The organism is Streptomyces sp. CO7 (assembly GCF_053474865.1).
The window spans coordinates 949,290-974,527 of record NZ_JBRIOU010000002.1 but is presented as its reverse complement, the minus strand read 5'-3'; the positions used below and the strand labels follow the sequence as shown (position 1 = coordinate 974,527).

Annotated in this window: 17 protein-coding genes and 3 pseudogenes; 10 read left to right on the top strand and 10 right to left on the bottom strand. The window is 69.8% G+C overall.

What is annotated here, in order from left to right:
- Positions 1-158: 158 nt before the first annotated feature.
- Positions 159-5,915: a MupA/Atu3671 family FMN-dependent luciferase-like monooxygenase gene (locus tag ACOV8S_RS06455; protein WP_448316599.1), complete on the top strand. Its 5,757-nt coding sequence runs from the start codon at positions 159-161 to the stop codon at positions 5,913-5,915.
- Positions 5,916-6,236: 321 nt separating this feature from the next.
- On the top strand, positions 6,237-6,581 hold the full coding sequence (locus tag ACOV8S_RS06450; RefSeq protein WP_448316598.1) for a hypothetical protein: 345 nt from the start codon (positions 6,237-6,239) through the stop codon (positions 6,579-6,581).
- Positions 6,582-6,750: 169 nt separating this feature from the next.
- On the opposite strand, the gene ACOV8S_RS06445 is transcribed toward ACOV8S_RS06450, so the two are convergent.
- Together ACOV8S_RS06445 and ACOV8S_RS06440 are read right to left on the bottom strand one after the other, a co-directional pair.
- Positions 6,751-7,233: a hypothetical protein gene (locus ACOV8S_RS06445; protein WP_448316596.1), complete on the bottom strand. Its 483-nt coding sequence runs from the start codon at positions 7,231-7,233 to the stop codon at positions 6,751-6,753.
- A 544-nt stretch (positions 7,234-7,777) separates the two neighbouring features.
- The gene (locus tag ACOV8S_RS06440; RefSeq protein WP_448316595.1) at positions 7,778-8,686 is read right to left on the bottom strand and encodes a DNA alkylation repair protein; all 909 of its coding nucleotides are present in this window, start codon (positions 8,684-8,686) and stop codon (positions 7,778-7,780) included.
- 59 nt (positions 8,687-8,745) lie between these two features.
- On the opposite strand from ACOV8S_RS06440, the pseudogene ACOV8S_RS06435 reads away from it, so the two are divergent.
- The 3 genes and pseudogenes from ACOV8S_RS06435 to ACOV8S_RS06425 form a co-directional block, all read left to right on the top strand.
- Positions 8,746-9,105: pseudogene (locus ACOV8S_RS06435) on the top strand (SDR family oxidoreductase); the annotation flags it as partial.
- Positions 9,106-9,121: 16 nt separating this feature from the next.
- On the top strand, positions 9,122-9,481 hold the full coding sequence (locus ACOV8S_RS06430) for a nuclear transport factor 2 family protein (RefSeq protein ID WP_448316593.1): 360 nt from the start codon (positions 9,122-9,124) through the stop codon (positions 9,479-9,481).
- 373 nt (positions 9,482-9,854) lie between these two features.
- Positions 9,855-9,980: a hypothetical protein gene (locus ACOV8S_RS06425; protein ID WP_448316591.1), complete on the top strand. Its 126-nt coding sequence runs from the start codon at positions 9,855-9,857 to the stop codon at positions 9,978-9,980.
- Positions 9,981-10,712: 732 nt separating this feature from the next.
- Here ACOV8S_RS06425 and ACOV8S_RS06420 read toward each other — a convergent pair.
- From ACOV8S_RS06420 to ACOV8S_RS06410, 3 genes are all read right to left on the bottom strand, one after another.
- Positions 10,713-12,479 (bottom strand): lectin, encoded by a 1,767-nt coding sequence (locus ACOV8S_RS06420; RefSeq protein ID WP_448316590.1) that lies wholly within the window; start codon positions 12,477-12,479, stop codon positions 10,713-10,715.
- Positions 12,480-12,506: 27 nt separating this feature from the next.
- Positions 12,507-15,374 (bottom strand): PQQ-dependent sugar dehydrogenase, encoded by a 2,868-nt coding sequence (locus tag ACOV8S_RS06415; RefSeq protein WP_448316589.1) that lies wholly within the window; start codon positions 15,372-15,374, stop codon positions 12,507-12,509.
- 1,198 nt (positions 15,375-16,572) lie between these two features.
- A complete protein-coding gene (locus ACOV8S_RS06410) occupies positions 16,573-16,980 on the bottom strand; it encodes a GAP family protein (protein ID WP_448316588.1) in 408 nt (135 codons plus the stop codon).
- Between the two features lie 71 nt (positions 16,981-17,051).
- Between ACOV8S_RS06410 and ACOV8S_RS06405 the strand changes: the two genes are divergently transcribed.
- The gene (locus ACOV8S_RS06405) at positions 17,052-17,321 is read left to right on the top strand and encodes an integrase core domain-containing protein (RefSeq protein WP_448316586.1); all 270 of its coding nucleotides are present in this window, start codon (positions 17,052-17,054) and stop codon (positions 17,319-17,321) included.
- A 213-nt stretch (positions 17,322-17,534) separates the two neighbouring features.
- Here ACOV8S_RS06405 and ACOV8S_RS06400 read toward each other — a convergent pair whose 3' ends face one another.
- The 4 genes and pseudogenes from ACOV8S_RS06400 to ACOV8S_RS06385 form a co-directional block, all read right to left on the bottom strand.
- Positions 17,535-17,984, bottom strand: a complete 450-nt coding sequence (locus tag ACOV8S_RS06400; protein WP_448316584.1) for a hypothetical protein — start codon at positions 17,982-17,984, stop codon at positions 17,535-17,537.
- 186 nt (positions 17,985-18,170) lie between these two features.
- A pseudogene (locus ACOV8S_RS06395) lies at positions 18,171-18,584 on the bottom strand (hypothetical protein); the annotation flags it as partial.
- Positions 18,585-18,626: 42 nt separating this feature from the next.
- Positions 18,627-18,974, bottom strand: a pseudogene (locus ACOV8S_RS06390) (transposase); the annotation flags it as partial.
- Between the two features lie 61 nt (positions 18,975-19,035).
- Positions 19,036-20,352 carry an IS701 family transposase gene (locus tag ACOV8S_RS06385; RefSeq protein WP_448316583.1) on the bottom strand — a complete coding sequence of 439 codons (1,317 nt, stop codon included), beginning with the start codon at positions 20,350-20,352 and terminating at the stop codon, positions 19,036-19,038.
- A 60-nt stretch (positions 20,353-20,412) separates the two neighbouring features.
- Between ACOV8S_RS06385 and ACOV8S_RS06380 the strand changes: the two genes are divergently transcribed.
- From ACOV8S_RS06380 to ACOV8S_RS06370, 3 genes are all read left to right on the top strand, one after another.
- Complete coding sequence (locus tag ACOV8S_RS06380; RefSeq protein WP_448316582.1) at positions 20,413-20,646, top strand: hypothetical protein; 234 nt, start codon at positions 20,413-20,415, stop codon at positions 20,644-20,646.
- Positions 20,647-21,591: 945 nt separating this feature from the next.
- Positions 21,592-22,137: a hypothetical protein gene (locus ACOV8S_RS06375; protein WP_448316580.1), complete on the top strand. Its 546-nt coding sequence runs from the start codon at positions 21,592-21,594 to the stop codon at positions 22,135-22,137.
- An 86-nt stretch (positions 22,138-22,223) separates the two neighbouring features.
- The gene (locus tag ACOV8S_RS06370; protein WP_448316579.1) at positions 22,224-23,324 is read left to right on the top strand and encodes a hypothetical protein; all 1,101 of its coding nucleotides are present in this window, start codon (positions 22,224-22,226) and stop codon (positions 23,322-23,324) included.
- A gap of 94 nt (positions 23,325-23,418) precedes the next feature.
- On the opposite strand, the gene ACOV8S_RS06365 is transcribed toward ACOV8S_RS06370, so the two are convergent.
- Positions 23,419-24,057 (bottom strand): hypothetical protein, encoded by a 639-nt coding sequence (locus tag ACOV8S_RS06365; protein WP_448316578.1) that lies wholly within the window; start codon positions 24,055-24,057, stop codon positions 23,419-23,421.
- A 310-nt stretch (positions 24,058-24,367) separates the two neighbouring features.
- Between ACOV8S_RS06365 and ACOV8S_RS06360 the strand changes: the two genes are divergently transcribed.
- On the top strand, positions 24,368-25,238 hold an 871-nt coding region (locus ACOV8S_RS06360; protein ID WP_448316577.1), incomplete at its 3' end, for a recombinase family protein.

The following is a 25,238-nucleotide window of genomic DNA, read 5'->3' as shown; positions in this document are numbered from 1 at the left end:
CCCGCACCGCGCCCGCCCCGGTGCCGGCGACCGGCACGGAACCGGCGACGGGTGCCACGACCCGGACCGCCCCGCGGGGCGAGGCCGGCACGGCGCCCGGCGACGGATCAGGCACCGACGACGGATCAGGCACCGGCACCAGCAACACCGGCACCGGTGTGGGCGCCGGCACCGAGGTGGCCGTGGCGCGGTCCGGTTCGGTCTCCGGACCGGGGCCAAGGACCGCGTCCGGGTCCTCCCGTCGACGAGACCTTCCGCGTGGTGCTCCGGACTTCAGCCTCTACTTCTTCGGCGACTACCCCCGGACCTCCGACGACGAGGGCGAGGGCGAGGACGAGGACGACGGACGCTACGAACTCCTCGTGGAGGCTGCCCGGTTCGCCGACGAGCACGGCTTCCACGCCGTCTGGATGCCCGAACGCCACTTCAACTCCTTCGGCGGGCTCTTCCCGAACCCCGCCGTGCTGGCGGCGGCCCTGTCCCGCGAGACCCGGCGGGTCCGCCTCAACGCCGGTTCGGTGGTGCTCCCGCTGCACGACCCGATCCGGGTCGCCGAGGAGTGGTCGATGGTCGACAACCTCTCCGGCGGCCGCATAGGCCTCGGCGTGGCCGGCGGCTGGAACGCCGACGACTTCGTCTTCTTCCCCGAGCGGTTCGGCCGGCACAAGGAGGAGATGTACCGCCAGCTGGACGAGGTGCGCCGGTTCTGGCGAGGTGAGCCCTTGCTGCGCGCCACCGGGGACGGCAGGCGTGAGGTCCGGCTCTTCCCCCGCCCGGTGCAGGGCGCACCGCCCATGTACACGGCCGTGGTCGGCAACCCCGCCTCCTACGAGCAGGCGGCCCGCCACGACCTCGGCATCGTCACGAACCTGATGACCCAGAGCGTCGAGCAGCTCGCGGAGAACGTCGCCCGCTACCGCGCGGCCCGCGGGCGGCACGGGCTCGACCCCGACGCGGGCCGGGTCGCGGTCCTCCTGCACACCTATCTCGGGCAGGCCCACGACACCGCGCGCGCCGAGGCGTTCGAGCCGATGTCCCGGTACATGCGGGCGTCCCTGTCGCTGTTCAGCGGGGTGACCAACAGCCTCGGGCACCAGGTCGACCTGTCCACCCTCAGCGAGGACGACCTCGACGCCCTCTTCCGGCAGGCCTACGCGCGGTACTGCGACCAGAGGTCGTTGATCGGCACCGTGGAGAGTGTGCGGCCCGTGGTGGACGCGGTCGCCGCGGCGGGCGCCGACGAGATCGTGGCGCTCGTCGACTTCGGTGTGCCGCCGGGTCTGCTGCGGTCCGGGCTGCCGCGCCTCGACGCCCTCCGCCGCCGCACCCGGCAGCGGGAGGCGCCGACCGCGCCCCTGTCACCGGGCCAGGAACGGATCTGGTTCCAGGAGAACCTGCTGCCGGGCAGCACCGCCTACAACGAGGTGAAGGCCGTCCGTCTCGACGGCCCCCTGGACACGGCGGCCCTGCGTGAGGCGCTGCGCGCCCTCGTCGCCCGGCACGCGAGCCTGCGCACGGTCTTCCGCGCATCGGGCGGCGAACCCCGCCAGGTGGTCCGCGAGGCCGGCGAACCGGACTTCGCGGTCGTGGACGGCGGGGACGACGGGGACGCCGCCGTCGCCCGTGTCCTGGCGGAGGCGAGCGCGCGCCGTCACGACCTCGCCGAGGGCCCCCTGTTCGTCACCCGTCTGGTGCGCACCGGCCCGGACCGGCACGTCCTGGTCCTCTCCTTCCACCACCTGGTGGTGGACGCCGCCTCGGCGACGGTGCTCAGCGGTGACCTCTCCGCCCTGTACGGGGCCGCTCGCGACCGGACGGAGGCCGGCCTCGCGCCCGTCACGTGGAGCTATGCCGAACACGCGGCCGAGCGGCGGGCCGCCGGGGAGGGATCCTCGGCCGCCGCCGACCTCGCCCACTGGCGGAGCGTCCTGGGCGGCCCCCTGCCGACGCTGGACCTGCCCACCGACCGTCCGCGCCCGCAGGTGATGACCTCCAACGGCCGTGCCGTCTTCCGGACCCTGGACGCCGGGCTGTCCCGCAGGCTGCGGGAGCTGAGCCGCGCCAACCGGAGCACCCTGTTCATGACGCTTCTGGCGGGATACGCCGCGATGCTGCACCGGGTCACCGGTCAGGAGGACATCGTCGTGGGCACCCCCGTCTCGGACCGGCCGGAGCGTGCGGAGGGGCTCGTCGGCTTCTTCGTCAACACCCTGGCCCTGCGCTTCGACCTCTCCGGCGACCCGTCCTTCCGCACGCTGCTGCGGCGGGTCCGGTCCGTGGCCCTCGACGCCTACGACCACGCGGGGGTCCCCTTCGAGACGGTGGTGCGGGAGCTGTCCCCCGAACGCCGGACCGACCGGACCCCGGTGTTCCAGGCGCTCGCCGAGTTCCAGCCGGCCGAGCCGTTCCGTTTCGATCTGCCCGGCATCGTGGCCTCCCCCCTGGACGCCGGCCCCGACAAGGCGTTGACCGACCTCACCGTCTACTTCACCGACCAGCCGCACGGCATCCGCTGCCACGTCGAGTACAACAGCGACCTGTTCGATCCGCAGACCGTCGACCGCTTCCTCACGGTCCTCGACGACGCGCTCACCGCGGCCGTCGACGCCCCGGACACGCCGCTCTCCGCGGCGCTCCGGACGGCCTCGGACGGCGACCCGGTGCCGGAGAGCTGGGAGCACGGTCCCCGGCACCCGGTGGAAGCCACCACCCTCCACGCCTGGGTGGCGCGCCGGGCCGGTGAACGGCCCGACGCCCCGGCGGTCATCGACCGCGGTGCGGTACTGACCTACCGCGAACTGGACGAGCGGGCCGAACGGCTGGCCGCCGTGCTCCTGGAGCGTGCCCCGCTGGCGGACGACCCGGCTGCGGTGGTCGCCGTCGCGCTGCCCCGTTCCGCGGACCTGGTCGTCGCCGCCCTGGCCGTGCTGAGGACGGGCTGCGCCTACGTTCCGGTCGACTTGTCCCTGGGTGCGGCGCGTGCGGCCCAGGTGATCGCCGGGAGCGGGGCCCGGGCGGTGGTGTGCCGTCCGGAGGCGGCGTCCGGGCTCGGTCTGCCCGCCGCCGTCGCCGTGGTACCGCCCGACGCGCGGCCCGCGGGACCGGCCGGCGCCGCCGGGTCCGCCGTTCCCCGGGTCGGCGACGGCGCGTCCCCCTGCTGCGTCCTGTACACCTCGGGCAGTACCGGCGCGCCCAAGGGGGTGGTGCTCACCCACCGGGGCCTGGTCGACCTCTGCCAGTGGCACCACCGGCGGTTCGGCCTCCGGGAGACCGACCGCTCGGCGCTGGTCTCCAGCCAGAGTTTCGACGGCTCGCTGCTCGAGCTGTGGCCCGCGCTGACTGCCGGGGCGTCCGTCGCCGTGGCCGACGACGAGGTCCGCCGCGACCCGCGCGAGCTGGCCCGGTGGTACGCCGAGCGAGGGGTCACCGTCGCCTTCCTCCCCACCGCGCTCGGTGAACAGGTGCTGCGCCTGCCCGCCGCGGAGCAGCCGCCGCTGCGGGTCCTCATGCTGGGAGGCGAGGCCCTGCGCGTCCGGCCGCGGCCGGAGGCGCCCTACGAGACGGTGAACGTCTACGGCCCCACCGAGACGACCGTGCTGTGCACCGTCGACACGGTCACCGCGGACGGCGGGGGGTCCGTGCCGATCGGCCGGCCGGTCGACAACGTGCGCCTGCGGGTGGTCGACGAGGCGGACAAGCCGGTCCCGGTCGGAACGGTCGGCGAGCTGCTGGTGGGCGGCCCGGGACTGGCCCTCGGCTATCACGGACTTCCCGACCTCACGGCCGACCGCTTCACGACGGACCCGCCCGGCGTGAGCGCCGCGGGCGGGGGCGCCGCGGGCGTGGGCACCCCTGACTGCCGCTTCTACCGCACGGGTGACCAGGTCCGCTGGACGCCCGAGGGGCGGCTGGAGTTCGTGGGACGCCTCGACGACCAGGTCAAGATCCGGGGCTTCCGGGTCGAGCCGGAGGAGACCGCCCGAACGCTCGGCGAACTGGCCGGTGTCGCCCGCGCCGCGGTCCTCGGGCTGCGTCGGGGCAACGGTGAGGCCTACCTCGCCGCGTACGTGGAACCGGACCACGCGCCCGGCGACGACCGTGCGCGGCGGGAGGCGTTCGCCGGGCGTCTGGCGGCGGAGCTGGCCGCACGCCTGCCGGACCACCTTGTCCCGCGTGCCTGGCGGATCGTCCCGGCCCTCCCGTTGACCGGGACCGGCAAGCTGGACCGCGACGCCCTCCCCGCGCCCGACCTGGTCACTCCCGCCGTCCGGCCCGCGGACACCGCGGATCCCGTGCGGGCCGTCGAGCCCGCAGGCCCGGGCAGCGTCGAGCCCGCAGGCCCGGGCAGTGGTGTCGAGCCCGCGGACGCGGGCGCGGGCGCGGGCGGCGGTGTCGAGCGGCGACTGCGGGCGCTGTGGGCCGAGGAGTTCGGTCTCGCACCCGAACGACTCGGCCCGGACGCCCACTTCTTCGACCTCGGCGGCCACTCGCTCAGCGCCATGCGGCTGGTCAACCGGGTCCGCGAGGAGTGGGGGGACGACTTCCCGATGGTCGCCTTCTACCAGGAGCCCACCCTCGGCGCGATGGCTGCCCGCCTGACCGGGAGTGGCACCACCCTCGCCCTCCGCGAAGGCCCGGCCACCGAACCGCAGACCCGGTTCGCCGAACTGCACGCCGCCCACGACCGGCCCCAGGTGTTCAACGTCGGCCTGCGGATCACCCTGCAGGGAACGCTCGACGAGGACGCCCTGCGCCGCGCGACGGACGCGCTGGTGGAACGGCACGAAGCGCTGCGCACCCGGCTGGTACGCGACGCGGACGGCGCCTGGCGGCAGGAGGTGCTCGCCCCCCGGCCGGTGGACCTTCCGGTGGAGGACCTGACCGGCCTGTCCGGCCCGGACCGTGAAGCCGCGCTGCGGCGGGCGGCCGAAGGGGCCGTCGAGACACCGCTCGACCCCTTCACCGGCAAGGTGCTGTCCGTCGCGCTGTCGCGCAGCGGGGCACAGGAGCGGACGTTGCTGCTGGTACTGCACCACTGCGCCTGCGACGGGTGGTCGGTGAGTATGCTGCTGCGCGAACTCGCCGTGCTGTACCGGGCCTTCGTGGACGGGACGGACCACGGGCTGCCGCCGGCGCCGCAGCAGATCGAGTACGCCCACCGCCAGGCCGAGCGGGACGCCGCCACCCTCGAACGTCGGCTCGACCACTGGCTGCGGGAGCTGGAGGGGGCTGACTTCTCGGCGACGGTGCCACCGGACCGGGCGCGTCCCACGGTCCTCAGCGGGCGGGGCGACACGGTGACGTTCACCGTGCCCGCCGAGGTCCGCACCGGCGTGCAGCGCCTGGCGGCGCAGCGCGGCACCACCCCGTTCGCGGTGACGGCGGCAGCGCTGGGCCGCACGATCGCCAGGGGCGGCGCCGCGTCCGACGTCCTGCTGAACATTTCCTACGCCAACCGGCAGAGCAGGGACGACGAGGCCCTGGTGGCCTGCACGGTCACCGGGTTCACGCTGCGGGTGAGGGACGCGGCCGCCGGCTCCTTCGCCGACCTGGTGGACCGGGTGTCGCTCACCGCGCTGCGGGGCATGGACCACGCCCTGCCGGCCCGCCGCATCGCACCCGTGATGCGCGAGCGCACCGGTGCCGAGATGCCGACCGGGCTGCCCCTCGGGTTCGCCTACCAGAGCTCGCTGGACACCGAGCTGTCCCTCCCCGGGATCACCGCGTCCGTCGAGGACCTGGCGCCGGCCGCGGCGCGGACGGAGTTCATCGTCGCCCTGACCCCGGCCGGGGACGTCCTGGAGGGGGCCGTGGAGTACTCCTCGGACCTCTGGAACCGGGAGACGGTCGAGTCCTGGACCGACGAGTACGTCGGGGTGCTGAGGGCGTCGGTGAGGGAGGCGTTGGACGACTGACGCCCCGGTCCCGAGCCACGGGGGTGGGTTCCGCGACACCGCGGAACCCACTCCCGCACCGGTACGACGACTCCCCCGGCACCGCCCGACCGGACTCCCACAGCACTTCCGCGGCCGAGGCATGCCGTGGTCGAGGACCAGCGCCACCCAGCGCCCGCGGGTCCGGCCCGCCCGGAGCTCCACCACCCGGCGTCGGCGGAGAGGGGACGTGGGCCGTGTTACGCCCCGTTGTCCGCTGCACCTCCCCCTGCGACACTGCTGCACAGCGCTCTCAGCTCCGCCGTCCGTCCGGGCGGCAGCGCCCCCACGAAGGAGCCCCGCATGCGCAGAAGCATCTCCGCCTTACTCACCGCGGCCACCATGGCCGCGCTCACCCTCGTCGGCGTCGGTGCGAGCCCGGCACACGCACTGCCGAAGGAGTGTGCCCCTCAGCGCTACCAGTCCTTCTACAACTTCGTCGTGACCTGCACGGGCGGCACTGGCTTCTTCCGGGTATGGGTCGACTGCTGGGTCTCCAACGACAAACCGCCGGTGCGGGTGTACGGCCAGTGGACGCCCACGAACTCGACATCGGCGGCCGGCTGCACGATGGGGCAGAACGGACCGGTCGTCAAAGGCGGCTGGGACGTCTCCGACGTCATCCTGGATCCCCCGCCGAAGGACTGATTCCGGGCCCCGAGCCGTCCGCATCCGGTGACGGAGTCACGCCCTCGTCTGCCACGTGCGGCCCGAGGTCGCGACGGCGCCGCAGCGCGAACCCCGGTCGTCCTTCCGCTCCGCGGACGGGCGGGGCGCCGACCGGAAGGCCCCGGACCAGGCCACCGGCAACACCCTCTCACCCCTTTGTCACGAACATGCGGTAAAAGAGATTCATCCCCCTCACCTCATCCTCTGGCCAAGGGCAGTCCTTCAAATCGTGCCGGGATCCGACTCGTGGATCCGAAGAAGTATCTTCGGGGGCATTCTTGTAGTTCTTGCTGTCGGAGAAGCAATACAGACTTCCGTCCTTGTTCGTCTTCGTCGCGTAGCAGTGGCGAACTCCAATCAGGTCGGTCAGAACGAGGTGCGGTTCCTTCGGCTGCGCTCGCCCGTCACCTTTGTAGACGGTGCTGGACCAGGGGCAGTCCTCGGCCTCGTGCCAAGTTCGGTCGCGGGGTGAGCCGGTGCTGGTCCACTGCACGTCCCGATACGAGAGGCCCGTGTTCCGGTTGTACAGAAAACGTTCACGCATTTCATTTTCTGACGTGCCATGGACGTCTTCTGCGGGGTAGCACCCGCGAGTCCAGTACTCGGTCAGCACCAAGTGAATGTAGCTCATATCTCAATGCTGCTCCGTCTTCACTTCAAGATCAAGAAGACACGCCCTTCTCGGACATGTGTCACCGAAGGAATCCCACAACGTTTATGGACGTCTGATCAACAGGCCATCCAATTGGTGAGTCTGCCGCCTTCGATGCCGTTCTGGACGCGGTGCGAGCGCCCCGGGCCGGCGTCGGGCGGCCGCGTCGCAGACCCGACGCCGTCATCGCCGCGGCATCCGGACGTCGTGATCCCCGAAAGGGCCGACGGACAACCTTCAGCAGCAGACAGGACGGCGTTCCTGGTCCGATGCGGACAGGCCGCAGGTCTGCGGGTCCTGCCCCCTGCTGGACACAGGGACTATCCAGCGGAGTCGAGTCGGAAGGCCACCTTGCCGTAGGGGTGTCCGTTGACCTGGAGCTGGACGGCATGGGCGCCGGGGTAGTAGCGGCGTGTGCTGATGGGGCGGAAGGAGTGGCTGCGCCCCAGCTCGGTCGTCGCGCCGGGGGACAGGGCGCGCTTGGCGAGTTTGAAGACCTTGGGGGTCTGCTTGCCGTTGGCCTTCAGATGGTGGACGACGTAGTCGATGGCCAGGGTGACCGGCTGGTCCGAGATGTTGGTGATGCGGGCGGTGAGTCGAGGGTGCCGCCCAGGAGGATGCCGGTTCGCTCCAGGAGGGGGCCCTCGACCGTGAGGTCGGTGCGGGCGCCGTGGAAGCCGACCAGTTTCAGCGCCGTGGGGTTGCCCTGTTTGACGAGGGTGCGCATGGCGTGGCGGATCAGCGCGGGGCTGGTCGGTGCGGCGCCGTTCGCCCAGCGGTCGGCCTGGGCGGTGGCGAGATCGGGGTCAAGGTGGGAGATGTCGTTGAGGTGGTTGGCGACCGAGCGGCGCACGGTGTCGGAGGTGTCGGTGTGCAGCCGGTCCAGCAGAAGGAGGGTGGCGGCGGGGTTGCGGGTCAACTCGGGGACCTGGCGGGCCCAGGGCAGTTTGGGGCGGGTGCCTTCGCTGGCCAGCCGGCGCACCGCGGGGTCGGGGGAGTCGGTCCAGGCTGCTGCGGCGGCCAGCGTTCTGGACAGGTCGGCGTTGAGGAAGGTTCGCAGCGCGAATTCTGCGGTGAGACGGGGCGTGAGCTGGGCAAGGAGGTCGAGTCCGTCGTCGAAGTCCTCGTCGGAGGAGGATGCGGTGGCCGCGGAGGCGACGGCCTCGGTGAGCGGCCAGACCATCCAGCCGGTGAGATCGTCGCTGGTGAGGGCCGCTCGAGTCGCGTGGGCGAGCTGGGAGTAGTTGTGGCCGGTGTCGGCCAGGAGGGCCTCGCCGACCGCACGGGCCCGCCGGCTGAGGGAGAGCGGGCCGAGGGTGGCCGCGCTGTCGGCCACGGTGCCCCATCGGGAGGCGGTGGGGGACGTGCCGCGCAGGACGGCCGTCAGACCGCGGATGCTGTCGGGACTGATCAGTTCGTCAGCGGTGGGCACGGATCCTCCGGGGAAGGGCGCATCGAGCGGGTGCAGCTCGCGCGCCGGGGTGGTGTGTGCGTCTGCCGCTGTGGGACGGCACTCTCGCCTACGCCGCCGCCAAGGCCGCACTGACCACCTACAGCAAAGGCCTGGCCAACGAGGTCGCTCCGCTCGGCATCCGGGTCAACTCCGTCAGCCCCGGCTTCGTTCAGACCACCGCCGCCGACCAGCTCGTCGCCCGCATCGCGGAGAACGCCGGCACCACCCCCGAAGCGGCACTGAAGCAGCTCATGGACTCCCTCGGCGGAATCCCGCTGGGCCGCCCCACCCACCCCGAGGAAGTTGCTGAACTCGTCGCCTTCCTCGTCTCCGACCGCGCCTCCGCCATCGTCGGCGCCGAACACGTCATCGACGGCGGCACCACCCCCACCGTCTGATCCCCCAGGAGTCGTCATGCCCACCGACCAGCCCCAGACCATCGCTCCCGAGGCCCTGCCCGAGGTCATCACCGGCTTCCTGAAGGCCCACCGCGCCCACGACGTCGCCACGGCACTCAGCTACCTCCGCCCGGACGCCACCGTGACCGACGAGGGCAAGACCCATCAGGGAGCCCCGGCGATCGAAGCCTGGATGACCCGCACTGCCGGCGAGTACACGTACACGAGCGAACTCATCGGCGCACAGAAGGTCAATGCGGACCACTACGTCGTCACCCACCACCTGGAGGGCGACTTCCCGGGCGGCGCGGTGGACCTGCACTTCCGCTTCAGCCTCGGCGACGGCCTCATCAAAGACCTGCGCATCGAGCCCTGAGCCAAGCGAAGCGAACGGGTGACCTCGCAGGGCTGGGCGGCATCCATGGGGACACCGCCCAGCCCCGCTCCTCGCCGCTGTACCGACGCTCCCCGTGTCACAGTCGTGGCCGACCAGGGCGGTACGCAGGCGGCAAAAGGGAACAACAGCGGTTGGGACGGTCCCGCAGCGTGCGCTCCATTCGCGTTCCGGTCCTACGCCGCTCCCAGGCTGAAGCCATCCTGGCCGTCAACTTCTTCGAAACCAAGACCTCTCCGGCACGACCCAGACCGTGCCGGCAGTGATCGAACACGCCACCCGACGCGTCCGCGTCCTTGGAGTCACCGCTCGCCCCTCCGCGATCTGGGTCACTCCGGTTGCCCGGAATCTCGTCATGGACCTCAAGGACGCCGGAGTGGAGATCAAATACCTGATCCGGGACCGCGACGCGCGTTGCCCGGCAGGATTCGACGCCGTGCTCGCCGGCGAGGGCGTCGAGGTCGCTCAAGCCGGAGACTGACAGAAGCCGAAAAACCGCAGGCGAACGCAGTCGGCGGGGCCCACAAGGGCCTGAGGGTCAAGAAGCCGCTGACGGAGAAGAGATCATCGAGATCGCGAAGAACCTCGGAGACGTGGCACAACGGCTACAGAGCGCCGAAGCAAAGGCCAAAGCAACGCTCTACGAAGTCCTGGGAGTCAACGTCCGCTTCGAAAACGCAACGAGGACCGCGACCGTCAGGTCGAGGCCCTCGCATGCTTATCGTTGGAGTGTGCGTCCGAGGTCCAAGTCGCCCGCCAACGATACGCTCGTGGTCGCACAAGGGCTGCTGCGGATCACGCGCTGACAGAGCCTCCAGCCGTGGCAGCAGTGGTGTCGCTGCTTGTCCGTCGACGGTCTTACGGACGACCTGGCCGAGTTGCACAAGGATTACCCGCGCAGGAAACGTCCACTTCGCATACGACGTACCCGCCGGTGGTCAGGGTGCGCTGCGCACTGTCGGCCGGTGAAACGACGCCGCGCCCGGGCTGGAAGCCCCGCGTCCGAAAGTCGCCTCATGCCTCCCGGACCGTCAGGTCCGCGACGCGTCCCGCCGAAGCTCGACCGTGCGTGACACCGCAGCGTTCCTGTGGGGACGACGCGGGCCGGAGATTCGATCGAGCACCGGGCGCTTCGTCCCGTTCGCACCGCGAGCGGGGCGAACGGGACGAAGCGCCGAGGCGTGGACAGCCGTTCCACCACTGCTCGGGTGCGTCAGGGCAGGGTCCACTTCTGGTTGGCGTTGGCGTGGCAGGTCCACAGGTGGACCGGTGTGCCGTCGTTCCAGGTGCCGCCCGAGGCGTCGAGACACTTGCCCGAAGTGGGATTGCGGACCGTGCCGTCGGACTGGGCGTTCCACACCTGCGCGCCCGTGCCGTTGCACGTCCACAGCTGAACCTTCGTCCCGTCGGCACTGCCACCGCCGGACACGTCCAGGCACTTGCCCAACGCCCGCACCGTTCCGTCACCGGGCACCGTCCACCTCTGCGCCCCGGTGCCGTTGCACGTCCAGATCTGCACCTTCGTGCCGTCCGCCGTCTGCGCGCCGTCGACGTCCAGGCACTTGCCGTTGACTCCCTTCACCTCCCCCGAACGAGGGCCGGGTTGCTGACCTCCGCCGCTGGGCTTGACGCGGATGTTGCGGAAGGACACGTCGTCGCCGGCCCCGTGGTTCTGGATGCCGATGTGCCCCTGCCGCAGGCTCCGCGCCGGGTCGGTGTTGGTGAAGTCGTTGATCTTCCGGCCGTTGAGGAAGATCTCCAGGCGCTCGCCCGTCACCCTCAGTTCGTAGGTGTTCCACTCCCCCGGCGGGTTCAGCGCGGCGTCCCGTGCGGCGATGTCCGCCGAGCGGAAGCCGTAGACGGCGCCGGTGGTCCGGTCGGCCGCGTCGGTGGCGTCGATCTGGATCTCGTAACCGTTGTTCACCGCCGTCCAGGGGTCGTCGGAGGGCGGGAAGCCCAGGAAGACGCCGGAATTGTCATCACCGGCCAACCGCCAGTCGAGTTTGACTGAGTAATCACCACTGAACTCCTTGGCGGAGTACCAGTACAGTCCCATTCCCCCGGTGGAGGTGAGGGTGCCGTCCGCCAGGGTGAAGGCGCCGGGGCCGGCCTGGCGCCAGCCGGTGGTGGAGGAGCCGTCGAACAGGGACGTGTAGCCCGTTTCCGGCCGGCAGTCGGCGTTGGTCATCCCGGCCGCCCAGCGGATGCCGCCGAGGACGTGCCTGCGGAACGTGGGCTCGGAGTACGACTCGTCGGTGTGACCGCCACCGGTGTAGAAGGCCCGGCCGCCCTGGTAGTCCTTGCACCAGGCGATCGGATGGTCGCCCGACATGTTCCCTCCCGAGTAACTGGACTCGTCGAGGGAGGCCAGGACGCGGGCGTTGGTGCGCGGGTTGGTGCGGTAGTTGTACCACTCGTCGGTGCGCTGCCAGGTGCTGCCCAGATGGGCGGTGGCGTCGTGGGCGCGGTCCTCAACCTCGACGGTGGCGGACTGGATCGCCGGGTGCGAATGGAAGAGCGCGCCGGCCAGGCCCTCGTAGAAGGGCCAGTCGTACTCGGTGTCGGCCGCGGCGTGGACACCGACGTATCCACCGCCGCCCTGGATGTACTTCTCGAATGCCGTCTGCTGGGTGGCGTTCAGCACGTCACCCGTCGTCGACAGGAAGACGACCGCCTTGTACTGGGCGAGGTTGCCGCTGGTGAAGGACTGCGCGTCCTCGGTGGCGTCCACGGTGAAGTTGTTGGCGGCACCGAGTTCCCGCAGGGCCGCGATGCCGTCGTCGATCGAGGAATGCCGGAAGGCCGCCGTCCTGGAGAAGACCAGGATCTCGTACGCGGGATCGGCGGCCGTGTCCGCGACCTCGGAACGGGGCGCTGTGGCGGAACGGTCGGCGTGTGCCGGAGCTGCGGCGGCTTGAGGTGTCAGGAAGAGCACGGCGGCGGTGAACAGGCCGAGGGCGGCCTTGGGGGTACTGCGCATGGTCGGTTCCTCCTTTCCGGGCCAGGTCTAGGGCAGGGTCCACTTCTGGTTGGCGTTGGCGTGGCAGGTCCACAGGTGGACCGGTGTGCCGTCGTTCCAGGTGCCGCCCGAGGCGTCGAGACACTTGCCCGAAGCGGGATTGCGGACCGTGCCGTCGGACTGGGCGTTCCACACCTGCGCGCCCGTGCCGTTGCACGTCCACAGCTGAACCTTCGTCCCGTCGGCACTGCCACCGCCGGACACGTCCAGGCACTTGCCCAACGCCCGCACCGTTCCGTCACCGGGCACCGTCCACCTCTGCGCCCCGGTGCCGTTGCACGTCCAGATCTGCACCTTCGTGCCGTCCGCCGTCTGCGCGCCGTCGACGTCCAGGCACTTGCCGTTGACTCCCTTCACCTCCCCCGAACGGACCGGGTCGCCGGAGGTGGTGAAGGAGAAATCGTCCACGTCGAACAGGGAGCCGCTGCCACCCTTGAAGACGAGGTGGAGCGTGGTCGTGCCGGCGGGCTGGTTGCTCAGGGCCGTCGTGACGTCCTGGAACGTCTCCCAGCCACCCGTCACCGGCACGGTGGCGGTGCCGAGGAGGGTGCCGGTCGGGGATCCGGCCCGTACCTCGATGGTGCCGCCGAGGCCCGCCGAGGAGACGCGTGCGGTGAAGCGGGTGGCGTTGCCGAGTGCGTAGGGCTTGAAGGAGATCCAGTCACCGTTGTCGATGTGGCCGACGGTCCTGCCCCCGTGGGCGGGAGCGTGGGTGACGACCTCCACCCCCGCGGAACCGGAGTAGTGCTCGCCCTGCCGGTGGGAGGGCTGGGTGACGTGCTGGTCGTGGGTGGTCAGCGCAGGCTGACCGCCGGCGCCCTTGTCCGTGTACTCGGCGTCGACGACACCGAAGATGTTGGCGTTGGGGTCGTGTTCGCCGTCGGCGAGGGTCTGGAGCCTGCCTTCGCATCCCGTGGTCGAGGTCTGCGGGTGGCCGTGGCTGTCGTGGCCGACGATGAAGGTGACCTTCACCTTCGAGCAGTCGATCGCCCCGTCCTCCGGATCGGTCACCGTCACCTTGAAGGGAACGGCGTCACCGAAGTCGTGGATGCTTCCGTCCGAGGGAAGGTCGAGCGTGACCTTCGGCGCCGTGTTGCCCACCGTGATCTGCACGGACGCCGTCCCCGACTTCCCGGTCGCGTCCGTCACCTTCAAGGTCGCCGTGTACTGGCCGTTGCCGCCGTAGGTGTGGGACGGGTTGGCCGCCGTGGACGTGGCACCGTCGCCGAAGGTCCAGGCGTAGCTCAGGGCGTCGCCGTCGGGGTCCGCACTGCCCGCCGAGGAGAACGAGACGGCCAGGGGCGCCTTCCCGGAGGTGACGCTCGCCTTCGCCTGCGCGGTCGGGGCCCGGCCGCCGGTGACGTGCTCGATGCGGTACAGGGCGGAGTTGGCGTCGCCGCTGAAGTAGCCGGTGCCGTAGTCGAGGACGTACAGGGCGCCGTCCGGTCCGAAGGCCATGTCCATCACCTGGGTGCCGGTCCAGGGGAAGGGGTTGATGGACTGCACGGTGCCGCCGCTTCCGGTCTCGATGCGCTTGATCCACCGGCGGCCGAACTCCCCGGCGAAGAAGTCGCCGTCGTACTCCTCCGGGAACTTCACCTCGGAGGTGGAGCCGGCGTTGTACCGGTAGACGGGGCCGCCCATGGGCGATTCGGAGCCGCCACCGAACTCCGGAACGGAGTCGCCGTTGTACGGGATCCAGGCGGGCTTGGCCGGCGGCAGGTCGGTCAGTCCCGTGTTCCTCGGCGAGTTGTTCTTCGGCGCCGCGCAGTCGAACTTGGCGCCCGACGCGCCGGTGGCGAAGTTGTAGTCCGTGTAGGCGTCGTTCTTGCCCGTGCAGTACGGCCACCCATAGTTGCCCGCTTCGGTGATGCGGTTGAACTCGACCTGGCCCTCCGGTCCCCGCCCGGGGTTCGCGGTGCCGGAGTCGGGCCCGTAGTCCCCGAGGTGCACGATGCCCGTCGCCTTGTCGACGCTCATCCGGAACGGGTTGCGGAAGCCCATCGCATAGATCTCCGGCCGGGTTCTGGCGGTGCCGGGTGCGAAGAGATTGCCGCTCGGAATCGAGTAGGACCCGTCCGCGGCGACCTTGATGCGCAGGACCTTGCCGCGCAGATCGTTGGTGTTGCCCGAGGAGCGCTGCGCGTCGAAGGCCGGGTTGCGGGAGGCACGCTCGTCGATCGGGGTGAAGCCGTCCGAGGCGAAGGGGTTGGTGTCGTCGCCGGTCGACAGGTACAGGTTGCCCTGCGCGTCGAAGTCGATGTCGCCACCGACGTGGCAGCAGGTGCCGCGGGAGGCGGGTACGTCGAGGATCTTCTTCTCACTGCCGAGGTCGAGCGTCCCGTCGGTCCTGAGGACGAACCGGGACAGTCGGTTGACGCCGTCGAAGGCAGCGAAGTCCGCCGCCGTTCCGTCGGACGGCGCGTCACCGGCCGGGGTGGTGAGCTTGGGGGCGTAGTAGAGGAAGACGTGCCGGTTGGACGCGAAGCCCGGATCGACGGCGACGCCCTGCAAGCCCTCCTCGTCGTGGCTGTAGACGTCCAGCTTGCCCGCGACGGAGGTCGCGCCCGCGGCGTTCGTCAGCCGTAGCGTGCCGTCGCGCGAGCTGTGCAGTACCGAGCGGTCCGGCAGCACCGCGAGCGTCATGGGCTCGCCGGTCTCGTTCACGCCCTTGGCCAGCGTGACCTGTTGGAAATCCTCGGCAGCGGCCCCGGCGGTGGCGAGGGGGCGGTCCTGCCCGCCAGGGTCGTCGGGCTGGGCCGCGGCCGGAGACAGGGTCAGCAGGTGGGCGAGGACGCCGGCCGCCGCGGTCAACAGCAGACGGCCCCGTCGATGTCTGAGCGGTCTCGTGCGCACAGAGTTCTCCCCAAGGAGGTGGGATGACGGCAGATCCGGACGGACTGCCACGAGAAGCACAGGCGCGCGCCTTCGCGCCTCAACCACCGGCCCAACTCTCTGTGACCGGTGCATTACAAAGGAAGCTAGCGGGCTTTGCCCCGCCCCGGAACCCGAAGCGCACAGGATCCCACGACTTTTTCCCGCAGCAAGACAAAGTGAATCACCGCGCCGACCCGTCGGTCGGCCTGGCCTGGGCCCTGACGCCGCATCAGTGCTGGTGAGCCCTCTTCGATGTCCTTGGCTCGCTCACTCGGCGGGAGTGCGCGGAGTCCCGCGACCAACGCTGCCCCTGCAGGACCGTCCCGAGTGCCGCTCCCTACGCCCTTCCCCAGCACGGCGAACCTGGCCACCACCGACGCCACCAGGCCATGAGAGTCGCCACCAAGCGGCGGTGTTCACCGTGCCGGAGCCATCGGGCGTGACAGCACATTGCTCGCGGCCGCGGTGGTACGCAGCGGCGGGGCCGCCTCTCCCGCTTCCCCGGGCTTCGGCGTCGGGAGCGGGCATCTGTTGCGCTTGACCTTCACCCCCGATCAATCGCCGGCGCGCCCTTGCACACCGACGGAGAGAGGGCAGGGCTTTTGATCGCCCTGTGGTCGCCCTCTTTCCCCGGAGGACCGACCCCTGCGGTCGATCGTCTGCAGGTTCTCGCCGCACGGCTTCCACCAGCCGCCTTGACGGCTCGATCCCACCTGCTCGGACGGAAGGGGATGCCGTCTCCAGCCCCATGGTTGTGCCAGTGTCCGGACGACCGCCGCGTCGGGTTCGGCGTCGGCCGCCCACCGGTGGATCGCCCAGCCGTTCGACGCGAGCGAGCTGGTGGCAGCTCTCGAGGACGGTTCTCGGTTGGACGTCATTGGCTTCGCCGGTCCGCCGGGACCGGCACGGGCGGTCCACGGGCGGTCCACGGGCAGTCCACGGGCGGTCCACGGGCGGTCCACGGGCGCAGTCTCCGCCACAGCGCTCTGGTGGCACACGTGCTGCTCACGGGCAGGCCACGTTCGTGCCCGCCACCCAGGCCCTTGCCGCCAGCTGCCCCGTGACAGTGGTCACCCAAGGAGTCGAGGCGCTGGCCGCGCTGCCGATCGGCTCAGCCTGGTCGTCTCCCCGTGTATGAGTCGCCGTCGATCGGCGGGGCGGCAAGCCGTCCTGGGGTTCATGGCAGCACGGCGATGGTGAGTACGCCGGCTGCCGCGATGAGGTAGCCGACCGCGACGGGCACGCTGCGGGGCTGTTTCTTCTCTGAGCCGAGCCGTTCGTAGAGGGTGTCGAGCCGACGGCGTACCCGTTCGCCATGGGCGGCACCGGCGACGAGGAGCAGCAGGCAGGGCAGGCAGTAGACCAGGGCGTACCCGGCGACGATCATCCGTGAGCGGGTGGTGCCGACGTCAGCGTTGACGATCCGCTCGATGGCGATGAAGTACGGGAAGGCGTTGGGCAGATCCGCGCCGGTCATGACCAGGCCGAGCGCGGCGGCGCTGGGTGGGTTGACCCAGCCCGGCACGGTGACCGCCGGACGGATCCGGGCCCTTAGTCGACGCAGCCCAGCCACCGTCAAGGCCACTGCCGATCCGGGACAGAGACACCAGGTTCACGGCCGCCTTCGACGCCATCTTCGCCGACGAAGGCATCACCGTGATCAAGATCCCGCCGCGCAGCCCCAACTGCAACCCGCACGCCGAACGGTTCATCCCCTCCGCACGCCAGGAGTGCACCAACCGGCTGCTGATCCATGGCCGCGGCCACGCCGAGAAGCTGCTGCGCGAGTATGCCCGGCACTTCAACGAACACCGACCCCACCAAGGCCGCGGCCAGCTCGCACCGCTCGACGACCCCAACGTCATACCTCTACCCACGCCCCGAATCCAGCGCAAACAGACCGTTGGCGGCCTCATCAACGAGTAACACCAGGCAGGCTGACCACTCGGTAAAGCTCCTGGTCAAGCCATGTGAAGCGGTTTCGAAGCAGTACGGGCGGTCTTGACGGACCGCGAGGTGTCCGCCGTACGGACGGTGCCCACGCCCGTCCGTACAGCGGGCACGCCTGCGTACGGCAAGCCGCCACATCACAGGCCACGAGGGCTGTGGCAGCCGCTGCAGGAAACCGGTGGGCGGTCGTCAGACGACGGGAGTCTTGGTGATCCTCAGGTCGTAGGCGAGGGCGTTGTCGCACTGAAGGGGTGCCCTCTCGCCGAAGGCCTTGATGGTGAGGCGAGTGCTGATGTCCTGATGAGTCCCTGTCGTGACGATGCGATACCCCGCGTCGTACATCTCGTCGCTGTACGGCGTCGGTTCGCCAACAAGGGCGTAGCGGCCGTGGACGACGGCACTGCCGGCGGACTCGACACGCCCGTCGACAGGCGAGATGGGCACCACGGTCCGGATCGCGCCATGACTGAAGAGCTTCTCGGGCTGGGCAGCGCCCGCGTACTCCGACTCGGCGCTGCTGATCACCACTTGGGTGTGGTTGCCGTGCACGGAGTTGCTGTACAGCGACACATATACGGTGTCGTACCGCTCCAGCTGCGCGGTGCACTCCACCACATGCCCCTTTTCGTAGGTGGTCACCGGCTCGGTGCCCGAAGCCTGCGGCGCTGCCTGTGCGGCCCCCGTGAGGCCGAGCGAGAGGAGCGTCGCGCACGCCCCAGCCACTGCACGCATCCGGCTTCTGGTCATGAGCAACTCCCCCATAGTGTTGAACGCTTCACCCAGGTAGACGATCGACGGGCCGTGAAGTTGTAGAGCAATGAGATGTCAACTTTGTAACGCGGCAGTTAGTACTCCAGTGAGATTGCGTGTTCTGCGTTGGTTCTTCTTCGGTAGTGTCAGCAGCGAGCTGTGGCTTGGTGGCGTCTGCGCCAGTGCGACCAGCTCAAGGCATGTAGGCGTCTGTCCTGGTGAGGCTGGGGGTGCGGCAGGCGGGCGTCCAGCAGGTGCCGGATTCCGCCACGGTGAGTGGGACGAGGGCTGATCCGTTTCTGCGGCCCTTTCACCGCCGCCGGTCTGGGCGGCGAGTGCGGTGAGCACGGCGTGGGCGAGCATGGCCAAGGTGATGTGCCGATACCAGCCGGGATAGCGGCGGACCTCGTACTCGTCCAGGCCGCGCTCGTTCTTCGCGGCCTGGAAGCACTCCGCGATCACCCAGCGGGAGCCGGCGATGCGGGCCAGCTCGGCGATCTCAATGCCGACGGGGGTGTAGGCAAGGTATTACTGCCCGCCGACCCCGGCCGAGGTGGTGCCCTTCTTGATGAACCCAGTGTCATCGATGATCAGTACCCCGCCGGGGCCGAGCCGCTTGGCCACATAGTGGCGGACATCCCTGACCGCGTCGGCGTCCCAACGGGCGACGTTGAGCAGGTGCTGCAGGCCCGCCGGGTCGCGGTGGCCGGCCCATTCGGCCAGTTGCCAACCGTTCTTCCGCTCGACCGGCGCCAGCAAACCACGCACGTAGTCCCGCATCCGCCGCCGTAGACCCGCCCGAGCAAACCGTCCCGCCACCCGAGCGAACACCGAATGCAACTCAGCCTGCCACCAGTCGACTTCAGCTATCGCCTCCATACCAGAGAACAACAACCACCAGCTCAGGAAACGAAGTCCCACTGGAGTATTAGTACTCCAGTCAGAATTCGTGTCCTGAGCTGGTTCTTCTTCGGTAGTGGCATCGTCGGGCGGTGGCTTGGTGGCGTCGTCGCCACCAGGACCAGGTCAGTGCGTGTCGGTGGCGGGCGGGGGTGGGGCAGGAGAGTGTCCAGCAATCGCCGGATTTCTGCCACGGTGAGGGGGACGGTGCTGGTCGGTTCGTTTCTGCGGTTTCCTGGTGGGATGCCTGGGCGGCCAGGGCGGTGAGGAACGCGTGGGCGAGCATCGCGAGGGTGATGTGCCGGTACCAGCCCGGATAGCGGCGGACCTCGTACTCGTCCAGGCCGCACTCGTTCTTGGCGGCCTGGAAGCATTCCTCGATCGCCCAGCGGCTGCCGGCGATGCGGGCGAGCTCGGGTAGTTCGACGCCGACGGGTGCGTGGGCCAGGTAGTAGGCCACCTCGGAGGGGTCGGAGAGGCTGCGGCGGGCCATCACCCAGCGGTGATGGGTTGGCGGGTCGGGATCGAAGACGATGTTGGCGGACAGTTTCGCCGCGGCCCAGTCGTAGACGCGGGGGCCCTTGGCGCCGTCGCCGCAGGACAGTCGCCGCCAGGCGTCGGCGGGGGCTTCCTCGACGAGCTGGTCGATGCGCCAGATGCCGGCCAGGGACTTGATCTGCTGTGATTTGGGCACCGCGACGACGTAGCCGAGTCCGAGCTGCTCGAGCAGGCGGCGGAAGTTCCAGTCCTGTCCGTAGGCCTCATCCGCGGTGACCCAGGCGGCCGGCAAGCCTGCGGCGACGCAGCGGCGGACGATGTCCCGTGCCAGTTCACCTTTCGTGGCGAAGCCTCGCTCGTCGGGGATCTTGGCCGCCAGGCACCGGTCAGGGTCGGACGTCCAGGCTTTCGGCAGGTAGAGCTCCCGGTCCACCAGGGCCCTGCCCGATCCGGTGGCGTAGGCGGCGAACACCCCGATCTGGCAGTTGTCGATCTTCCCCGACGTGCCGGTGTACTGCCGACCCACCCCGGCCGAGGTGGTGCCCTTCTTGACGAACCCGGTGTCGTCGATGATCAGCACTCCGCCCGGGCCGAGCCGGTCGGCGACGTAAGCGCGCACGTCGTCGCGGACCGCGTCTGCGTCCCAGCGAGCCCCGTTCAACAGGTGCTGCAGGCCCGCCGGGTCCCGATGACCCGCCCACTCGGCCAGCTGCCATCCATTCTTCCGCCCGACCGGCGCCAGCAGACCCCGCACATAGTCACGCATCCGCCACCGCAAATCCGCCCGAGCGAACCGACCCGCCACCCGAGCGAACACCGACTCCAACTCGGCCTGCCAGGCACCTACTTCAGATATCACGTCCACACCCGGACAACGACATTCAGCAGCTCAGGACACGAATTGTGACTGGAGTATTAGGTGCCCGCCGCGCTGCGTCTGCTCCTGGACGACCCGGCCTTCGTCGACGAGGGCCTCGGCGCCCGGCGGGTCACCGCCTGCCTGTGGTGGGAGACCGGCGGCAACGCCTGGCGCATCGGCTCGGGCATCGAGTTCCCCTCGGGCAGCCCGGACCCGGACGGCTCCGAGCGCCCCTTCCGCCTCCTCACCGACCGCTCCCCCGAGGCCGTCCAAGCGCACTTCGAGGAGGACTAAGGGCGGCCCGTCCCCCTCGACACCGTCCGCCACGCCTCACAAGCCACCCCCTGGCCCTCGAAGCCGCCCAGGGCCTCAACCCGGCCGCCCTCTCCGATGAGGTCCTGCTCCGCCGGATCGCCGCCGACCTCGAGGTCGAGGCGTACCTCGCCTGCGACGGCGAGTTCGACCTCACGCGGACCGACCCCATCGAGTGGATCGCCCTGCCGGCCGGTGTCCCGGTGGAGCCCGTGGCCGGCTGCAACGCGGGAGGCACCCACTACCCCTGCGGCCCGGCCGGCCCCGACCGCTTCCGCCCCGTCCTCTACACCGACTCCGAGGGCCAGGCTTCCTTCATCGCGGAGTCCCTCGCCGAGGCCCTGACCCTAGCCATCGTCCTCCCCTCCTGGCACGACGCCCTGGCTGGCCTCCGTCCCCCCGCGCTCAACGCCGACTACCTAGGACAACCCGGACCACCCCGAGGTCCGCGACCGCCTTTTTACGGTGTCGCCGCGGCTGGCAGAGGCGCTCACCTACACCGGTAAGCGGCGTACCGCGTGGCATCGAGCTTCGCGCAGCATACGGCGGAGAGGAACCGGCGCGGCCTTGTGCTCAGGGCACCGGACGCGAGTCTTCGATACGGTGATGGAAGGCGGTTGCGCTCCACCTTCCAGGCCATGCCTTCTGCGATGCGGGATCAGGGCATGTTCTCCTGGACGGCCGCCATCGGCGATGTGAACGTCCTCGGAAGTGTCTGTCGGCGTCATGCCGTACGGTCACGCCGTGATGCCACGACCTACGGAGCAAGCTGTGGGCCTCTACGACGCTGCCTTTCTCCCACGGCTGCAGATGACCTTCCGAGAGCCCGCAACGCCGGTGACGGAGCCTGCAACCAAATTCGGCGGGCAACCGGTGTGGCTCGATGAGCCGACGTGGCCTGTGGAACCGCGGACAGGAGAGCCACTGATGTTCGTGGCCCAGTTCCGGGTGCCCGGGGAAGAAGTGCGTCTGGCCTACCTGTTCCTGGACACGGAGGAGGGCGGGCTGAATCCGAACCGCGGGGATGCGGTCGTGCTCGTCCAACCTGGTGGGCGGATCCCCTCCTTCGCGGTAATCGGGCCCCCGGACACCCAAGGGCCCTTGCTGTGGCGCTGGGACGAAGACGAGGAGGAGATCCCCGTCGAGTGGCTGGTCGACCTGGCGCCCGTGTCACCGGAACTGGACGCGGAGGCGGATGATCACGCCGCATGGTCGCGGTACATGCGTCGTGAGGGCCCGGAAGTGGGTCTGCCCTCTGGGCGAGGACCCGGTGACTTCGTGGGCGGCACCCCGGTGCTGCACAACGACTGGGTCAGGGGACTTGATGACGAATGCTGGCAGTTCCTGTGCCAGTTCACCGATCGGGGCGAGTGTCCGAGCGACCCGTTCTTCATCAACTTCGGCTACGGCAGCGGCTTCGTTTTCCTCAGCCCCGACCACCTCGAGGGCCGATTCATGTCCGACTGCAGCTGACCGGGCACGGCATCGGCGGGCTGGCCAAGGGCCCTGCCACGAGACCCCGGTCAACCAAATACCACGACCGGGATAGGGTCCGTCGCGTGCCCGTGAACTCGAACGATCTCCTCACTGAGGAAGCGGCGATACGCCTGGCCGGAGACAACGTCATCAGCTACGAGACCGACGGCGCCTTCATCCTGCTCGGCGACACCGTAACGGTGATCATCGCCGACCCTCAGGACAGGCTCGAGGTGAGCGGCGTGTGGAACAGCCGCGAATTCCACCTTCACGGGCAGTTCGCGGACGGCATCGGCATCCGTCTGTTCGGACATGCCCCTGGCTCTCCCGAATGGAGGTGGACCGGGCAGCCCTCAGACACACGACCGGTCCACCTACTGACCCGTCTGCCCGAAGGCTGCGTGTACCTGGGAATCGGCAAGCCGCGGCACGCCAGATACGACAACGGACATCTGGCCTACGCGAAACTGACGATAGAGCCAGAGTTGACCCGGGACCTCCTGGACCGGGCCAGGCCGCCTGCCGAACCCGAGAAATTGCCGAACCTCGACTGGCTCACCCACATGACCGTCGCCCCGCTTGAGGCACTAACTCAGTTCGTTGAAGGCTGGATCCCTGAGACCCACCAGGACCTCGGCACGTTCGCCGCGGCCCCATGGAATGTTCCCGAACCCCTTGCCGTCTTCTACAGGCTGGCCCGGCACCGGCCTGCGCTGCTCGGCGTCCATAACCAGCTGCGGCCTCCGCACGAGTGGGTGCAGTACGAAGACCTGATCGCCTTCGGGGACGAGAACCAGGGCGTCTTCACCTGGCTGTTCGATCCAGCGAGCCCCGACCCCGAGGTATGGATGGACGACGGTCACGAACTGCGCCGCGAACACCAGCCGATGAGTTGCTTCCTGCTGCAGTTCGCCCTCTACGAGACCCTGATGAACGCCCCGTACAAGGCCGTGTACTTCGGTGCGGATGCTGAGCACGTCGACACGCTGGCGGCCGCGCTGACTCCGCTGCCGTGGGAGCCCTGGCTGTACGACGCGAAGCGCTTCCACATCGCACCCGGCGTGATCGCTGAGACAGCGGAGCTGTCGCACGGAGAATGCCCTGCCTGGGTCGGCGCGGTGCACCGCAGCGCTCTCCACCCACTGGGGCAGCTCGGAATCCCCTGGACCGAGTTCGACGGCTGACCCCCTGCCGATCTAAGCGACGTGCCCGGAACACCGCCACACGGCCCCATTAGCCCAGATCCGGACCCACGCGCCTCATTCCCGCGCCCTGCGATCAGACCTTCAGACCGGTGCGCTCGGCGACGCCGACGTCAAAGATGACGAGCACATCGTCGGTGCCCAGGTGAAACGACCCGTCAGGCTCGTAGGCAGCCGAGCGGCCGGCGGCGATCCATACCTGGCCGGTGGCGGTCCGCAGGTGGATGGCCTCCGGTACCGGCACACGAGCTCCGTGCCCATGGCCGCACCACTGGATGCGGCAGGACTCGATCGGAGCGGTGACGATGCCAGCCCACCGGGGGTGCTCCGCGACTGTGACACGTGCCGAGCCGCCCGGCTTGTCAATGTAGGAGAGGAAGTCACGCATGGGCGCGGGGTAGAGCTCGAGTCCGTAGTGGTCGAACGTGCTACCCCACACAGCCGAGTGGGTGTCGCCGTCGTCCGTGATCAGCTCGACGCCCATCGTGGGCTCGTGCCAGGCGCCGTAGTCCCACTCGTCAGGTTCAGTGCCTTCATCGCCGCTCATCAGCACGAAGTAGTCGACCGAGACGACGGTCCGTCCGCGCAGGCCAGCGACGAGCCGTTCGTAGCTGTCAGGAGTCGGGGACAGCCTTGTACTCATCCGGGCATCCTGGCATCGGCCTCCGACCTGTGCGAGCGGATTACCCATATGCGGGGAGGTCAGGCTGCTCACTCTCGCGAGGCAACGATTGGTCCCTGCCGATGTCAGGACAGAGGAGCCACAGCCTCACGACCAGAAACCGACCTTCACTCGTATGGGTCAACTGTGCGACGTCTAGGTGCAATCAACTGCGTGGCAGGGCAGCTCGCAGGAAAGGCAATGAGTGCCCGGGGAGGTTCCCGTTATGGCACAGGTTGCGGTTGGGGCGATACCCGGGTACTCGACTTCCTCAGGGCTGCTGTCGGACTGGGCTCGCGAGGATCCCGGCCGCAGGTCTGCGGGTCCCCCACCTACAGGCCTTCGGTTCGCGTTCTACGGCCGGATGTCCACGGAGGACCACCAGGACCCGGCAACGTCCAGGGCCTGGCAGCTGATGGGCGCGCAGGCGCTGGTGTCGGGTCACGGGCGGATCGTCACAGAGTTCTTCGACACCGGTCGCAGTCGCACCATCCCCTGGGCGCGCAGGCCAGAGGCTGCCGCGCTCCTGGTGGCGATGGCGGATCCGGAGCGGGAGTTCGATGCGGTGGTGATCGGCTCGAGTGAGCGAGCCTTCTACGGCAACCAGTTCGCCACCATGGCCCCGCTGTTCGAGCACTACGGGGTCGAGGTGTGGGTGCCGGAACTGGGCGGTGCCGTCGACCCCAAGGTGGCCGGGCAGGAGGAATTGATGATCCTCCTGGGCATCCTCTCCAAACGGGAGATCACTCGCGCCCGGATCCGCACCCGGGCCGCGATGACGGTCCAGGCCCGGGACCAGGGCCGCTACCTCGGCGGCCGCCCGCCCTACGGATACCGGCTGGTGGACGCCGGCCCGCACCCGAACCGGGCCCTCGCCCGCCGCGGCGTGTGCGCGCAAGCCCTGGCCGTCCACCCCGAGTGCGGGCCCGTCGTATCGTGGATATTCGCCCAGCGGCTGGCCGGACACAGCATGGCCCGCATCACCCGCGCCCTCAACGACGCGAGCATTCCCTGCCCGGCCGCCGCCGACACCGCCCGCAACCCCCACCGGACTGGGCGCCGGTGGGTGCTGCACTCGGTGAGGGCGATACTCGCCAACCCCCGCTACACCGGCCGCCAGGTGTGGAACCGCCAGCGCACCGACCATGACCTGATCGACCCGGGCAACACCTCACTCGGCCACCGGGACGTCACGCGGTGGAACACCACCGCCGACTGGGTCATCTCCACCCGCC